Below are 12,731 nucleotides of genomic sequence, written 5' to 3'. Positions count from 1 at the left end.
GGCCCAAGCAAGGGGATTGAGTCATGAAGACCAGTATTTCCCACAGGATGTTGCTCATCGTCGGCTTCTCAGCGCTGCTGGCAAGCCCTGCTTTCGCCGCCTTTGGCGATGCCATTGCCCCCGCCGCCAATTCGCTGAGCGGCAGCAGCGCAGCAGGTTCCGCCCTGCCGCCAGGCACCTATCCGAGCAGCCCCTCCGACAGTGACAAAAAGGCTGAAACGTCGCCCAAAGAGAAGGCCTCGACGAGCGGGAATTCACACAAGCAACCCGACGCGAAAAAGACTCAGAAAAAGACTCCGCGCAGCAGCAGCAACTAGCCGCTTAACAAGGGCCAGGCGAAACGCCTCGCCGCTGCCTTTCGCCCAAGGCCATGGCGTGGCCAGGGACCCGCTGTGGCCTCTCAAGGACTCAGGGCACCGGCAACCAACCGCTGAAATCACCCTGACGGTTCAACGGGCACCAGCCGAAGTCGTTCGACAGGGCTGGCAATGGCTGATGTTCGACGCTTGCCAACGCACTGCCCTTCCAATCGAAAATCCTCGCCCCTCGCCATCCCACGACCACGCCCTGCGCCTGGCTTTGATCGGTAGTGATCCAACGCGCCGCCGCGGCCGCCATGAAAGCCTCGATGGGCTCCTCATCAATCTGCGATCGATACCCCGAGGCGAGCAGCCAGCGGCAAACGTTGAGGTGGTACGTCCAGTCCAGCGGCGGCTGGTTGTGATAGGCCCAGGTCATGAAGCTGCGAAACAGGTTCAACCCTTCCGGTGGATCCAGCTTGAGCAAGGCCGGGCAGATATCGAACAAGGTGTGCCAATACGGCAATAAACGCGCATCCAGGTGCACGAAGCAGCGCGAATTGCTTGGGTAATCAGCCAGTGTCGGTTCGGCGCGCATACGCCGGGATGCCTTGCTGACCAGGCGGCTGGCGCCTGCAGGCAATACAGAGATCATGAAATACACTCATAGTCGTGACGATAGAACGCCTCCTGAACACAGGAAGCCCAAGGCACACGTCAGAATGCGGGGGAAGCGCGGGGGTTGGCCGAGGGCCAGGAATAACGCGGCGGCGCCTTGTTGCGCCGCTCATGGGCAGGACGCGGGGTGTGTCCGAGGCCCAACAACCAGGCCAGCCCGATGAGGAACACGATGGCCACGGTCACGGCAGCGCATACCGGGCAGGCAAAGTAGTTCGAGATGTTGCCAGACGCCGGGTTACCCAACCCTTTGTCGGAAAGTGGCGCCTGGCTACCGTCCACCGAGCAGAACGCACCACCGATGCCGTTGAGTTGCTCGCCAAGCATCTGCCCATGGCCCAAACCGCAGACGAACAGGTTCATCAGCACGCAGAAGTACAGGGCCCAGGCGATCAGCGAACGGTCAGGGTGGCTCAATTTCATGGCGGCGACTCTACCACTGAAGCCCCAAAGGGATGAAGCACGGCGCGCCCTGTGGCAGAACGTCGCAGATTACGTGGGCTGGCCTGGGTTGGTAGACTGTGCACCCGCATCATTACTCCTTTTCAAAGCCTGCCATGCCGTTGCAGAGTCATCCAGGCGTTTCACAGGATGCACAGTTGATGAGTACGTTATTCACCCGCCGCAAAGTGCTGACCGGTATGGGCCTGTTGGGCCTGGGCAGCCTGCTGGGCGGCTGTGATTACAGCCCCAAGCTGAACTTCAAGTACGGCAAGGACCTCAGTGACAAGATCATGGGCCGCACCTTCAAGCTCAAGAACACCGACGGCGAAACCGTCACCCTGAGCTCGTTCCGTGGCCTGATGCCGGTGGTGTTCTTCGGCTTTACGCAGTGCCCGGCCGTGTGCCCGACCACCCTGGCCCGCGCTGCCCAGGCCAAGAAGCTGATGGGCCGCGACGGCGAGATCATGCAAGTGGTGTTCATCACCCTCGACCCCGAACGCGACACCCCGGCGATTCTCGACAAGTACGTCAAGGCCTTCGACCCAAGCTTCGAAGCGCTCTACGGCACCCCGGAAGAAATCGCCGTGGCCGCCAAGGAGTTCGGGATCTTTTATGAAAAGATCCCCGCCGGCGACACCTACACCCTGTCGCACACGGCCACCAGTTTCGTCTTCGACACCCGCGGCAACCTGCGCCTGGGCCTGTCGGCATCCCTTACCGCTAAAGAGTGCGCAGAAGACCTGCTCACCGTCATGGAGGTCTGCTAATGACTGCTGTTCAACACCTCAAGCGCACCCTGATCGGCCTGTCCCTGCTGGGCCTTGCGGCGCACGCCAGTGCCCAGGTGCTGGTGACCGACGCGTGGGTTCGCGCCTCTGTGCCGGGCCAGCCGTCCAGCGGCGCGTTCATGACCGTCACCGCCGACACCGACAGCAAACTGCTCAGCGTGGCAACGCCGGTGGCCAAGGACGTGCAGATCCATGAGATGAGCATGAAGGACGACGTAATGCGCATGGGCCCGGTGGACTCGGTCGCGCTGCCGGCAGGCAAAGCGGTCAAGCTCGACCCCAACGGTTACCACGTGATGCTGATGGGTCTGACCGGGCAGATCAAGGAAGGCGACCAGGTGCCGCTGACCCTGACGGTGGAGAACGCCAAGGGCGAGAAACAGTCGATTGAAGTCAAAGCGCCAGCCCGTGGGCTGGACGGTATGGACCACAGCACGATGCACTAAGCCACTGCGTGGCGAAAATGAGCTTGTTGTGGCGAGCGGGCTTGCCCCGCGTTGGGCTGCGTAGCGGCCCCAGTCAATCCACCACAGTACATCAGTGAAAGCGCGGCGCCTGGCTTCAGGGCCGCTTTGCGCCCCAACGCGGGGCAAGCCCGCTCGCCACTACAAGCCGGCCTGCCACACAAGCCCGCTCGCCACAACCGGCCCCTGCCAGCCCCCGCCAACGCCATATCCAAAAGCTCTGCCCTCAACACTTTCTCTATATCTGCAAACAGACCCGATAGCCTGATTCTGCGCCGCGAAAGCGTGGTGTACTGCCGGATCAGCAACGCCGGCCCAAGCTGCTGGCGCCGATCACCCTGGTGCGGCGCGTGTTCAACTCGTCGGCGCCGCTGCAGAACTTTATTGACCTGGCGCGGGCGTCTGCTGGGGTGTATCGCAAAGGGTGAGGCTCAATCCACGATAAACAGCTTCGCGCCGGTGAGGGTGGATGAGCGATGCCCTTCCATGTCATTGCCCACCTGGTAACTCATCCCGGCCGTCAGGGTGAACTCGCGGCCGTCTTCCAATTGCGTGTGCAACTCCCCTTCCAGACACAGCAACACATGCCCGCGCCAGCACCAGTGATCGGCCAGGTAACCGGGCGTGTATTCGACCATGCGCACGCGGGTGGTGCCGAAGTGGCACGTGCGCCACAGGGCAGTGCCGGTGACGCCTGGGTGCGGTTCGGGTTCGAGGGTGGACCAGTCGGTGGTGGCAAACGGGACAGCGGTCAGTTGCATGGTGGGCTCGGTCGTCAGTTAACGTGGCTCGACCCTATCCGCCCGCCACGCGCAGCGATAGACACAGATCGCCGGCTTTTGTGGGATACAGGGGCTCGCGCTTGTTATCCTGCCCGCCCGGCTCTCATGGACGCGTGCTTATGCCGATCGACCCCGCTTTCATCCTTCACGACACCGAGCACTGGCGGCTCAATCATCACCTGGCCTCAAAGCTGCCGGGCTACCTGATGCTGGGTGCCAAGGCACCAATCGACTCGCTCGCCGACATGCCGGAAGCCGCGCTGACTGAGCTGGGCGGCTTGCTGGCTAAAACCCAGCGGGTGATCGAGGCGCAGCTGCAGCCCAAATGGCTGTACATCAGCCGCTATGGGCACATGCCCGGCTTCCCGCTGCACTTTCACTTCATCCCGGTGTACGACTGGGTCGAGCAGGCGTTTTGGCAGGACCCGCGCTACCGCGTGCTGCAAGGTTTTGGCGCGCAGGCGCCAGCGCAAAGCCTGACCGACGGCGCCGAGTTGACACTGTTTGTGTGGCGCGAGTTTGGCGAAAGCCCAACGCCGCCGGCGGTTCAGGGGGACTCGGTTAAGCAGGTTATCGAGCGACTGCGCACGGCCTTCCAAGCCTGACCCCAGTCCCCTGTGGGAGCTGTCGAGCTTTAGCGAGGCTGCGAAGACGGCGGCACTGCCGAAATAGTTGTCGCCTGACCCACCGCTTTCGCAGCCTCGCCGGGGCTCGACAGCTCCCACACGGACCGCGGCCATAGCTCAGACTCCACCGAAGCCTCAGTTGATCCGCTGCGCACGCCCCCTCCAAGCCCGCCCCCGATCCCCTGTGGGAGCTGTCGAGCTTTAGCGAGGCTGCGAAGACGGCGGCACTGCCGAAACAACGGTCGCCTGCCCCACCGCTTTCGCAGCCTCGCCGGGGCTCGACAGCTCCTACACGGACCGCGCCCATGCTCAGACTCCACCGAGGCTTCGGTTGATCGGCCGCGCACGGCCTTCCAAGCCCGCCCCCAATCCCCTGTGGGAGCTGTCGAGCTTTAGCGAGGCTGCGAAGGCGGCGGCATTGCCCAAATAATTGTTGCCTGACCCACCGCTTTCGCAGCCTCGCCGGGGCTCGACAGCTCCCACAGGGATCGCGTTCATGCCCAGACGCCGCCGAGGCTTCGGTTGATCGGCCGCGCCCACCCCTTCAAGCCCGCCCCCAATCCCCTGTGGGAGCTGTCGAGCTTTAGCGAGGCTGCGAAGGCGGCGGGACTGCCGAAACAACGGTCGCCTGACCCACCGCTTTCGCAGCCTCGCCGGGGCTCGACAGCTCCCACAAGGAGCGCGCCCGTACCCAGACGCCGCCGAGGCCTCAGTTGATCGGCTGCGCACACCCCCTTCAAGCCCGCCCCCGTTCCCCTGTGGGAGCTGTCGAGCTTTAGCGAGGCTGCGAAGGCGGCGGCACTGCCGAAACAGCTGTCGCCTGACCCACCGCTTTCGCAGCCTCGCCGGGGCTCGACAGCTCCCACAGGGATCGCGTCCATGCCCAGACGCCGCCGAGGCCTCAGTTGATCGGCTGCGCACACCCTCTCCAACCCCGCCCGCGATCCCCTGTGGGAGCTGTCGAGCTTCAGCGAGGCTGCGAAGGCGGCGGCACTGCCGGAACAACGGTCGCCTGACCCACCGCTTTCGCAGCCTCGCCGGGGCTCGACAGCTCCAACAGGGATTGCCTGTGTTAGCCGGAGCTAGTTCGCGTCTTCAGCAATCAGTCGCTTGGTCATCGGTATACAGGCCAGGGTCAGCCCCGACGGCGAGTGATACACCGCTTGTTTGTCGCCCACATAACCGCATGCTCTGTAGAAGCTCGCCGCGTTGAGCGTCGAATCCAGCACCACGTGCTCAATGGCCAGTTCCCGCGCTACGTTTTCCAAGTGATCAAGCATCGCCTTGCCATACCCGCGTCCGGCGAATTCAGGGAGCACAAACAGCGCGCCCACTTCGTGGTTATCCGGGTCGAGCATCCCGGTGACCACGGGCTCGCCATTCACCCAGCCCAGGTAAAACGGTTTGTCCATCAGCGCGCTGTAGCCGTCTTCGGCGCGGCCGCGGGTCCACAGCAGCATCTGTTCGCGGCTGTAGGCGCCGATGCATTGGCTGCGGATGGCCAACAGGCGAATGTCGAACGCCGCCTGGGCGTCCGCTTGGGTGGCGCGTTTAATCTGCAGCATGCTTCTCTCCGTCCATGACCTCATCGTGCCATTAGCACACTTGTGCTAATCGACCCCTTTGCCCGTCAGCGCTATATTCCACGGCACTTCCAACGCTCCCCCCGGCACCGCACGCCTGTTGCGCGAGGGTGCCTTGCGCGCTGGAAAAACCCTGACAATCCCAAGGAAGAAGCCTCATGAACCTGCACGCCTGCGTTACCCGTCTCACCCTGCTTGGCGCCCTGATCATCGGTGTCGCCGGTTGCAGCAACGTCAAGCCCAATGAAGACCATCTCAAGACGCTGTCGGAAACCAACCTCGGTGAGCCGGTCAAGCGTATCTCCAACGTGCGCAATGACTCCATGACCACCTACTACATCGCCAGTACCGCGTCCGGTGATTACAACTGCACCGTGCCCAGTGGTGCCAGCGGCGGCTTGTTCACCGTGGCCAGCTTTGGCCTGATGAAACCCAGCGCCTGGTGCATGCCCAAAGGCGCCAAAGGCGGTCAGGCCGCACCGTTCATGCAGTGACGCTTGGCTGGCTGAGGTCACGCAGCGTGCCGCGTAGCTCTGCAGGCCGCACCGGTTTGGACAGAATCGCGATCTTGCGGTCATGCAGGGCAGCGTGGATTTTTTCCACGTCGTGCCCGGTCAAAATCAGCGCCGGCACCGCCCAGCCGCGTTGCTGGCGCAGGGCATCGATGCACTCGATGCCGGTGGCGTGGTTGCCCAGGTCATAGTCGGCGACGATGATGTCGCAGTCGCTGACCAGGCCCTGCCCGCTGGATTCGGCCTGCACCTCGCAGCCCCAGCGCTCCAGCAAGGCCTGGGTGGCCAACAGCACGTTGTGGTCATCTTCCACCAGGCAGACTTTCAGCCCCGTCAGCAAGCCGGCCTGGCGCGGGTCGTCTCGCGCAGCCGGTTGGCGCGGCGCCGTCGCCAGTGCCAGGCCGTACAGGCTCACGGAGGTGCCATGGCCCAGCCGCGAACGCAGGCTCACGTGCACGCCCATCAACTGCCCCAACCGCTTGACGATGGACAGCCCCAGGCCCACGCCTTCGACGTCCTTGTCACGCAGTTGGCGCACCCGATAAAACTCTTCGAAGACCTTCGCCTGATGTTCCTCGGCAATGCCCCGCCCCTGGTCATGCACCTGTACCGACACGCCGCCGTCGCGAACGCGCGCGCCAATCAGCACCGGGCGCTGCGCGCCATATTTGAAGCAATTGGAGAGCAGGTTTTGCACCATCGTCGCCAACATCGCGGGGTCGACCTGCACCCAATACGCACACGGCCGCAGGCGCAGTTCCACGCCGGCCCAGTGCGCCGCCTCGGCGTGCTGGTGCACCAGGTCGGCGAGGAATTCGCCCAGGTGAATCACTTGGTATTTAGGCAACAGCCTGCCGTTGTCGAGGGTGTAGAGGTCGAGAATCGAACGAAACAGCTGCGACACGTTGAGCAGCGAGCGGTCGATATTGTCCACCAACCGCTGTTCGTCATGCCCAAGCTTTGCTTCACGCAAACACGCCGTGAACAAACCGATGGAGTGGATCGGCTGGCGCAGGTCGTGACTGGCCTGGGCCAGGAACCGCGATTTTTCCAGGTTGGCCGCGATGGCTTCTTCGGACGCCTTGCGCGTGCGTTCGAGCAAAATATGCGCGTACACCGGGATCACCGTGCTGGTGATCATCAGCATCAGCACCATGAACGGTTGCGCCTGCCACAGGGGCGTCAGCCGGTACACGATCAGCAGCGCGAGCAACGCCAGCCCCGTGGCAATCGCCAGGTAGCGCGAGCCGTAGCGCATGCCGTTGCCCAGGTTGACCCACACCATCACGGCATACAGCGGCAATGCCGCTTCACCGCCCACCACCAACCCGAACGAGGTGCCGGTGTAGTCGTGGATCATGCCCAGCACCCGCCGCGCCGGGTAATGCCCGGGCCAGCGCGCGATGACCTGGCGCAGCGCGATGGAGGCCAGCAGGAACGCCACGATGTACAGGATCACCGGCACGTAGGTGTCCACCGACTGACCGGGAAAGAACCCCAGCGCGCCGATGTAGACAATCGCGATGGCGGCCACCACGATGCGCAGGTTGGCCTGATCGAGTTCGGAGTTGGTCTCATGACTCATGGATGACGTCCTTGTGCGGCAATCGATCTGTCCGGTACGCGCCAGAAGCGTCCCTGTGGCGCGGTGCTAAAGTAGCATGTCACAGCACTCTCTTGCCCAAGGAAGGCGCACACCATGACTGGCCGAATCATCATAGCCGACGACCACCCGATGTTTCGCGAAGGCATGCTGCGCACCGTGCAGCGGCTGCTGCCCGAGGCCGTGGTGCAAGAGGCCGGCGACCTGGACGCGGTGCACGCCTTGACCCGCGACAGCAGCGATGTCGACACACTGATCCTCGACCTGCGCTTTCCCGGCCTGACCTGCATGAGCCAGCTGGCCGAGCTGCGCCAGCACTTGCGGCGCACCACCTTGATCGTGGTGTCGATGGTGGATGACCCGACGCTGATCGAGCAGGTGATGGCGCTGGGTGCCGACGGGTTTATCGGCAAGAACATCACCCCGGACGAAATCGGCCAGGCCCTCCTGGCGATTCGCGACGGCGAAGTGCTGGTCAAGTTCGCGCCCTCCGGCCTGCTGCCCTTGGGCACCCCCGCCCTCACCGCGCGCCAGCAAGAAGTGCTGCGCCTGATCGCCCAAGGCAAGACCAACAAGGAAATCGCCAAAGCCCTGGCGATCTCGCCGTTCACAGTGCGCATTCACGTGTCGTCGCTGCTGCGCAGTTTGAAGGTGCCCTCGCGCGCGGCGGCGGCCGTTAAGTACTCAGCAGAACTCTAGGCGTTTTCGTTGCCGGGGCGCGTGAAGGAGTAACGGTCGATGTCCGTTCGCAGCGTCCAGCCCTGCCCTTGCCAATACGCGGCGGCATGGGTGTTGGTCTTGAACACGTCGAGGTGGCATTTGCCGATGCCCAGTTGCTCCAGCGCACCGAGGCAGCGCTCGACCAGTGCCTGGGCGATGCCTTGGCGGCGATAGTCCGGCAGCACCAGCAGGTGTTGCAGGTAGCCACGCCGGCCATCATGGCCGCACATCACGCAGGCGATCACCCGGCCGTCAGCTTCAGCGACAAAACTCATCTCAGGGTTGCGCGCCAGGTAGCGTTCGGTGGCCTCGCGGGAGTCGGCATCGCGCAGGGAAATGCCAGGGGTGTTTTGCATGAGGGCGAGGACGGCGTCGTAGTCGGCAGGGGTCATTGCGCGAAGCGCGGGCATGGCATAAACCTTGTGGGAGCGGGCTTGCCCGCGATGGCGTTGGGTCAGATATGACGCTATCACCCGGCAGATTGCAATCGCGGGCAAGCCCGCTCCCACATTTGATCTGTGGGGTTACGCACACCGCTCTGCATCCGATATTTATGCTCTGTTCCCAGCTTAATAATATTTTATTAAAAATCGCCCTCCCCCTAGCCTTGACGCCATGCCCAAGCTGAATCCAACTGCATTACGCAAGGACAGACACATGACGCAAGCAATAACAAAAACAGACACCCTGGTCGTGGGAGCCGGTCAAGCTGGCGTGGCCATGAGCGAGCACCTGAGCAAGCACGGTGTGCCGCACCTGGTGCTGGAGCGCAGCCGCATCGCCGAGCGCTGGCGCACCGGGCGGTGGGATTCGTTGGTGGCCAATGGGCCGGCCTGGCATGACCGTTTTCCAGGCCTTGAATTTGATGACGTCGCCGCCGATGGCTTCGCGCCTAAAGAGCGCGTGGCCGATTACTTTGAAGCCTATGCGCGCAAATTCAACGCGCCGATCCGCACCGGCGTGGAGGTGAGCGCTGTGGTGCGCAATGTCGGCCGCCCGGGCTTTACCGTGCACACCAGCGAAGGCGTGATCGAAGCCAACCGCGTCGTCGCCGCCACCGGACCGTTCCAGAAACCGGTGATTCCAGCGATTGCGCCCAAAGACACCGCGCTGCACCAGATTCATTCCGCCGACTATCGCAACCCTGCGCAACTGCCCGCCGGTGCCGTGCTGGTCGTGGGTGCCGGCTCGTCCGGCGTGCAGATCGCCGATGAACTGCAACGCTCCGGCCGCCAGGTGTACCTGTCGGTCGGCGCCCACGACCGCCCGCCGCGTGCCTACCGCAACCGCGATTTCTGCTGGTGGCTGGGCGTGTTGGGCGAATGGGATCAAGCCGCGATGAAGCCTGGCCGCGAGCACGTGACCATTGCGGTGAGCGGCGCCCACGGCGGCAAGACCATCGATTTTCGTGAGCTGGCCCAGCAAGGCATGACCCTCGTCGGCCTGACCCAATCCTTCAATGGCAGCACCGCCACCTTCCAGGCGAACCTGGTGGAAAACCTGGCACGCGGCGATGAGAACTACCTGGCCCTGCTGGACGCGGCGGATGCCTACATCGAGCGCAATGGCCTCGACCTGCCGGTGGAACCCGAAGCACGCCGCGTGTTCCCCGACGCCGAATGCATCAAACAGCCGATCCTGGAACTGGACCTGGCAGAGGCCGGTATCACGTCGATCATCTGGGCCACCGGCTTTGCCGTGGATTACAGCTGGCTGAAGGTCGATGCCTTTGACGCCGCCGGCAAGCCGCAGCACCAGCGCGGCGTGGCCCCCGAGTCGGGGATCTACTTCCTCGGTTTGCCTTGGCAATCGCGCCGTGGCTCGTCGTTTATCTGGGGCGTTTGGCATGACGCCAAGTACGTGGCCGACCACATTGCCATCCAGCGCCAATACCTTGAGTACCGTGAACCCGCACCGGTTGTTCAACCGTCATTTGTCAGCGCCTGATCACTTTTTTTTGGAGTTTTTTGATGCCTACTCACACGCGTATCCGCATGTTCAACACCAAGGAAACCTATCCCAACCAGAGCCTGGACAACGACCTGTGCCAGGCCGTGCGCGCCGGCAATACCGTGTACGTGCGCGGCCAGGTGGGCACTGATTTTGACGGCAACCTGGTTGGCCTCGGCGACCCGCGCGCGCAAGCCGAGCAAGCCATGCGCAACGTCAAGCAACTGCTCGAAGAAGCCGGTTCCGACCTGAGCCACATCGTCAAGACCACCACCTACCTGATCGACCCGCGCTACCGCGAGCCGGTGTACCAGGAAGTCGGCAAGTGGCTCAAAGGCGTGTTCCCGATTTCCACCGGGTTGGTGGTGTCGGCCCTGGGCCAGCCGCAGTGGCTGATGGAAATTGACGTGATCGCCGTCATCCCCGAATAAGGAGCCGCACATGACCTTTTCAATCGTCGCGCGCTGCGCAGACACCGGCCAGCTGGGCATCGCCATCAGCTCATCGAGCATCGCCGTGGGCGCGCGTTGCCCGTGGCTGCGGCCCGGTGTGGGCGCGGTCTCGACCCAGAACATCACGCTGCCGGCCCTGGGCCCGGACGTGCTCGACCTGCTCGAACAAGGCCTCGCGCCGGCCGAGGCCGTCGACCAGGCCCTGACCCGCAACGGCTACAGCCAGTACCGGCAATTGACGGCGATTGATCACCTGGGCCGCAGCGTGCATTTCAGCGGCAGCGAAACCCTCGGTACGCACCACGCGGTGGCGGGCGAACAATGCGTGGCGGCGGGCAATATGCTCGCTGACCGCGCGGTGATCGAGACGATGGTCACGGCCTTTGAGCAAGGCGAAGGCCAACTCGCCGACCGCCTGCTGGCCGCCATGCACGCGGCCATCGCCGCCGGTGGCGAAGCCGGCCCGGTGCACTCTGCCGCGTTGGTGGTGGTGGGCGAACTGACGTGGCCGATCATCAACTTGCGGGTGGACTGGGCCGATGAACAGCCGATCGGCGAACTGCAAAAACTGTGGGACGCCTACCGCCCACAAGTGCAGGACTACATCGACCGCGCGCTCGCCCCCGACCGCTCGCCCGGCTACGGCGTGGCCGGGGACGAGCGATGAGCCCCAGCCGCCAATTGCTGCAGACGCTGGTGGGCTTTGACACCACCAGCCGCGAATCGAACTTGCAGTTGATCACGTTTGTGCGCGATTACCTGGCCGAATTCGGGGTGACCAGCGAACTGGTCTACAACGCGCAGCGCAGCAAGGCCAACCTGTTTGCCAGTGTCGGCCCCACGCAACTGCCGGGCATTGTGCTGTCGGGGCACACCGATGTAGTGCCGGTGGATGGCCAGCCGTGGACCGTGCCGGCGTTTGAGTTGACCGAGCGCGACGGCAAGCTGTTTGGTCGCGGCACGGCGGACATGAAGGGGTACATCGCCTGTGTGCTGGCGCTGGTGCCGGCGTTGGTGGAAGCCGACTTGCGCCTGCCGGTGCATATCGCCCTGTCTTACGACGAAGAAGTCGGCTGCCTGGGCGTGCGCTCCTTGCTGGCGGTGCTCGAGCAGCGGCCGGTGAAGCCGATGCTGTGCATCATCGGCGAGCCCACCGAACTCAAACCGGTGCTCGGCCACAAGGGCAAATTGGCGATGCGCTGTGATGTGCATGGCGAGGCCTGCCATTCGGCGTATGCGCCGTCTGGCGTGAATGCGATTGAGCATGCCGCCGAGTTGATCGGTGAGCTGGGGCGAATAGGCCAGCGACTGCGCGAGCAGCAGGACCCGCGGTTTGATCCGCCGTTCAGCACGGTGCAGACCGGGGTGATTTCGGGTGGCAAGGCGCTGAATATCGTGCCGGCAGACTGTCGGTTTGATTTTGAGATTCGCGCCTTGCCGTCGCAGGACCCAGGCGACGTGGCGTCAGCGCTGCGGGCCTACGCCGAACAGCAGGTGCTGCCACGTATGCAAGCGGTGAGTGCGCAGAGTGCGATTCGGTTTACCGAGTTGTCGGCGTATCCGGGGCTGGTGACCGATGAGCGCAGCCAGGCAGCAGAGTTGATCGCAGCGTTCAGCGGTTCGCGGGATTTCGGCACCGTGGCGTTCGGCACTGAGGGCGGGTTGTTTGATGCGGTGGGTATTCCCACGGTGGTGTGTGGACCGGGGAGCATGGACCAGGGGCACAAGCCGGATGAGTTTGTCAGTGTGGCGCAGTTGCAAGGCTGCGATGCCATGCTGCAACGGATGCTGGACTCGATTCGCGCCTGAGCCGCCAGGCTGTCAAACCCG

At 63.7% G+C, this 12,731-nt stretch carries 16 protein-coding genes; 10 read left to right on the top strand and 6 right to left on the bottom strand.

Annotation, left to right across the window (positions count from 1 at the left end):
* Positions 1 to 23 precede the first annotated feature (23 nt).
* On the top strand, positions 24 to 317 hold the full coding sequence (locus ABWL43_RS11730) for a hypothetical protein (protein WP_404487793.1): 294 nt from the start codon (positions 24 to 26) through the stop codon (positions 315 to 317).
* Positions 318 to 408: 91 nt separating this feature from the next.
* Here the strand turns inward: ABWL43_RS11730 and ABWL43_RS11725 are convergent, their stop codons facing one another.
* Positions 409 to 954, bottom strand: coding sequence for a putative natural product biosynthesis protein (locus tag ABWL43_RS11725; protein WP_404487791.1), 546 nt, complete (start codon positions 952 to 954; stop codon positions 409 to 411).
* A 62-nt stretch (positions 955 to 1,016) separates the two neighbouring features.
* Positions 1,017 to 1,400 carry a DUF2946 domain-containing protein gene (locus ABWL43_RS11720; RefSeq protein ID WP_242197707.1) on the bottom strand — a complete coding sequence of 128 codons (384 nt, stop codon included), beginning with the start codon at positions 1,398 to 1,400 and terminating at the stop codon, positions 1,017 to 1,019.
* Between the two features lie 179 nt (positions 1,401 to 1,579).
* On the opposite strand from ABWL43_RS11720, the gene ABWL43_RS11715 reads away from it, so the two are divergent.
* Positions 1,580 to 2,188 carry an SCO family protein gene (locus ABWL43_RS11715; protein ID WP_119735385.1) on the top strand — a complete coding sequence of 203 codons (609 nt, stop codon included), beginning with the start codon at positions 1,580 to 1,582 and terminating at the stop codon, positions 2,186 to 2,188.
* A complete protein-coding gene (locus ABWL43_RS11710) occupies positions 2,188 to 2,655 on the top strand; it encodes a copper chaperone PCu(A)C (RefSeq protein ID WP_145165772.1) in 468 nt (155 codons plus the stop codon). The genes ABWL43_RS11715 and ABWL43_RS11710 overlap by 1 nt, the downstream gene beginning before the upstream one ends.
* Positions 2,656 to 3,104: 449 nt before the next feature.
* Here ABWL43_RS11710 and ABWL43_RS11705 read toward each other — a convergent pair whose 3' ends face one another.
* The gene (locus ABWL43_RS11705; protein ID WP_404487790.1) at positions 3,105 to 3,434 is read right to left on the bottom strand and encodes a DHCW motif cupin fold protein; all 330 of its coding nucleotides are present in this window, start codon (positions 3,432 to 3,434) and stop codon (positions 3,105 to 3,107) included.
* Between the two features lie 140 nt (positions 3,435 to 3,574).
* Between ABWL43_RS11705 and ABWL43_RS11700 the strand changes: the two genes are divergently transcribed.
* Positions 3,575 to 4,060 (top strand): HIT family protein, encoded by a 486-nt coding sequence (locus tag ABWL43_RS11700; protein ID WP_404487789.1) that lies wholly within the window; start codon positions 3,575 to 3,577, stop codon positions 4,058 to 4,060.
* Positions 4,061 to 5,163: 1,103 nt separating this feature from the next.
* On the opposite strand, the gene ABWL43_RS11695 is transcribed toward ABWL43_RS11700, so the two are convergent.
* A complete protein-coding gene (locus ABWL43_RS11695; protein WP_404487787.1) occupies positions 5,164 to 5,646 on the bottom strand; it encodes a GNAT family N-acetyltransferase in 483 nt (160 codons plus the stop codon).
* A gap of 176 nt (positions 5,647 to 5,822) precedes the next feature.
* Between ABWL43_RS11695 and ABWL43_RS11690 the strand changes: the two genes are divergently transcribed.
* Positions 5,823 to 6,158: a hypothetical protein gene (locus tag ABWL43_RS11690; RefSeq protein ID WP_106580162.1), complete on the top strand. Its 336-nt coding sequence runs from the start codon at positions 5,823 to 5,825 to the stop codon at positions 6,156 to 6,158.
* On the opposite strand, the gene ABWL43_RS11685 is transcribed toward ABWL43_RS11690, so the two are convergent.
* The gene (locus ABWL43_RS11685) at positions 6,148 to 7,761 is read right to left on the bottom strand and encodes a hybrid sensor histidine kinase/response regulator (protein ID WP_369303384.1); all 1,614 of its coding nucleotides are present in this window, start codon (positions 7,759 to 7,761) and stop codon (positions 6,148 to 6,150) included. The two genes, ABWL43_RS11690 and ABWL43_RS11685, sit on opposite strands and share 11 nt — an antisense overlap.
* 114 nt (positions 7,762 to 7,875) lie before the next feature.
* Between ABWL43_RS11685 and ABWL43_RS11680 the strand changes: the two genes are divergently transcribed.
* Positions 7,876 to 8,478, top strand: a complete 603-nt coding sequence (locus ABWL43_RS11680; RefSeq protein ID WP_404487784.1) for a LuxR C-terminal-related transcriptional regulator — start codon at positions 7,876 to 7,878, stop codon at positions 8,476 to 8,478.
* Here the strand turns inward: ABWL43_RS11680 and ABWL43_RS11675 are convergent.
* Complete coding sequence (locus ABWL43_RS11675; RefSeq protein WP_145165779.1) at positions 8,475 to 8,909, bottom strand: GNAT family N-acetyltransferase; 435 nt, start codon at positions 8,907 to 8,909, stop codon at positions 8,475 to 8,477. The two genes, ABWL43_RS11680 and ABWL43_RS11675, sit on opposite strands and share 4 nt — an antisense overlap.
* Before the next feature lie 205 nt (positions 8,910 to 9,114).
* Between ABWL43_RS11675 and ABWL43_RS11670 the strand changes: the two genes are divergently transcribed.
* From ABWL43_RS11670 to argE, 4 genes are read left to right on the top strand one after another with little or no spacing between them, the layout of a single operon-like run.
* Positions 9,115 to 10,446 (top strand): flavin-containing monooxygenase, encoded by a 1,332-nt coding sequence (locus ABWL43_RS11670; protein WP_404487782.1) that lies wholly within the window; start codon positions 9,115 to 9,117, stop codon positions 10,444 to 10,446.
* A gap of 23 nt (positions 10,447 to 10,469) precedes the next feature.
* The gene (locus ABWL43_RS11665) at positions 10,470 to 10,880 is read left to right on the top strand and encodes a RidA family protein (RefSeq protein WP_010171793.1); all 411 of its coding nucleotides are present in this window, start codon (positions 10,470 to 10,472) and stop codon (positions 10,878 to 10,880) included.
* A gap of 10 nt (positions 10,881 to 10,890) precedes the next feature.
* Positions 10,891 to 11,568, top strand: coding sequence for a DUF1028 domain-containing protein (locus ABWL43_RS11660; protein WP_404487781.1), 678 nt, complete (start codon positions 10,891 to 10,893; stop codon positions 11,566 to 11,568).
* Positions 11,565 to 12,710, top strand: a complete 1,146-nt coding sequence (gene argE, locus ABWL43_RS11655) for an acetylornithine deacetylase (RefSeq protein WP_404487779.1) — start codon at positions 11,565 to 11,567, stop codon at positions 12,708 to 12,710. Before ABWL43_RS11660 ends, argE begins: the two co-directional genes overlap by 4 nt.
* The last annotated feature ends 21 nt before the right edge of the window (positions 12,711 to 12,731 follow it).

Source organism: Pseudomonas sp. HT11 (assembly GCF_044875395.1).
Classification (GTDB): Bacteria; Pseudomonadota; Gammaproteobacteria; order Pseudomonadales; family Pseudomonadaceae; genus Aquipseudomonas.
The sequence above is the reverse complement of the archived record's forward strand: the minus strand, read 5'-3'. Positions and strand labels throughout refer to the sequence as shown.

Excerpts from the sequence above, each read along its gene's own strand:
- ABWL43_RS11720 (WP_242197707.1), bottom strand. The coding sequence starts at position 1,400 with ATGAAATTGAGCCACCCTGACCGTTCGCTGATCGCCTGGGCCCTGTAC.
- ABWL43_RS11690 (WP_106580162.1), top strand. The coding sequence starts at position 5,823 with ATGAACCTGCACGCCTGCGTTACCCGTCTCACCCTGCTTGGCGCCCTG.
- ABWL43_RS11715 (WP_119735385.1), top strand. The coding sequence starts at position 1,580 with ATGAGTACGTTATTCACCCGCCGCAAAGTGCTGACCGGTATGGGCCTG.
- ABWL43_RS11685 (WP_369303384.1), bottom strand. The coding sequence starts at position 7,761 with ATGAGTCATGAGACCAACTCCGAACTCGATCAGGCCAACCTGCGCATC.
- ABWL43_RS11705 (WP_404487790.1), bottom strand. The coding sequence starts at position 3,434 with ATGCAACTGACCGCTGTCCCGTTTGCCACCACCGACTGGTCCACCCTC.
- ABWL43_RS11730 (WP_404487793.1), top strand. The coding sequence starts at position 24 with ATGAAGACCAGTATTTCCCACAGGATGTTGCTCATCGTCGGCTTCTCA.
- ABWL43_RS11675 (WP_145165779.1), bottom strand. The coding sequence starts at position 8,909 with ATGCCCGCGCTTCGCGCAATGACCCCTGCCGACTACGACGCCGTCCTC.
- ABWL43_RS11670 (WP_404487782.1), top strand. The coding sequence starts at position 9,115 with ATGCCCAAGCTGAATCCAACTGCATTACGCAAGGACAGACACATGACG.
- ABWL43_RS11665 (WP_010171793.1), top strand. The coding sequence starts at position 10,470 with ATGCCTACTCACACGCGTATCCGCATGTTCAACACCAAGGAAACCTAT.
- ABWL43_RS11695 (WP_404487787.1), bottom strand. The coding sequence starts at position 5,646 with ATGCTGCAGATTAAACGCGCCACCCAAGCGGACGCCCAGGCGGCGTTC.
- ABWL43_RS11680 (WP_404487784.1), top strand. The coding sequence starts at position 7,876 with ATGACTGGCCGAATCATCATAGCCGACGACCACCCGATGTTTCGCGAA.
- ABWL43_RS11725 (WP_404487791.1), bottom strand. The coding sequence starts at position 954 with ATGATCTCTGTATTGCCTGCAGGCGCCAGCCGCCTGGTCAGCAAGGCA.
- argE (WP_404487779.1), top strand. The coding sequence starts at position 11,565 with ATGAGCCCCAGCCGCCAATTGCTGCAGACGCTGGTGGGCTTTGACACC.
- ABWL43_RS11700 (WP_404487789.1), top strand. The coding sequence starts at position 3,575 with ATGCCGATCGACCCCGCTTTCATCCTTCACGACACCGAGCACTGGCGG.
- ABWL43_RS11710 (WP_145165772.1), top strand. The coding sequence starts at position 2,188 with ATGACTGCTGTTCAACACCTCAAGCGCACCCTGATCGGCCTGTCCCTG.
- ABWL43_RS11660 (WP_404487781.1), top strand. The coding sequence starts at position 10,891 with ATGACCTTTTCAATCGTCGCGCGCTGCGCAGACACCGGCCAGCTGGGC.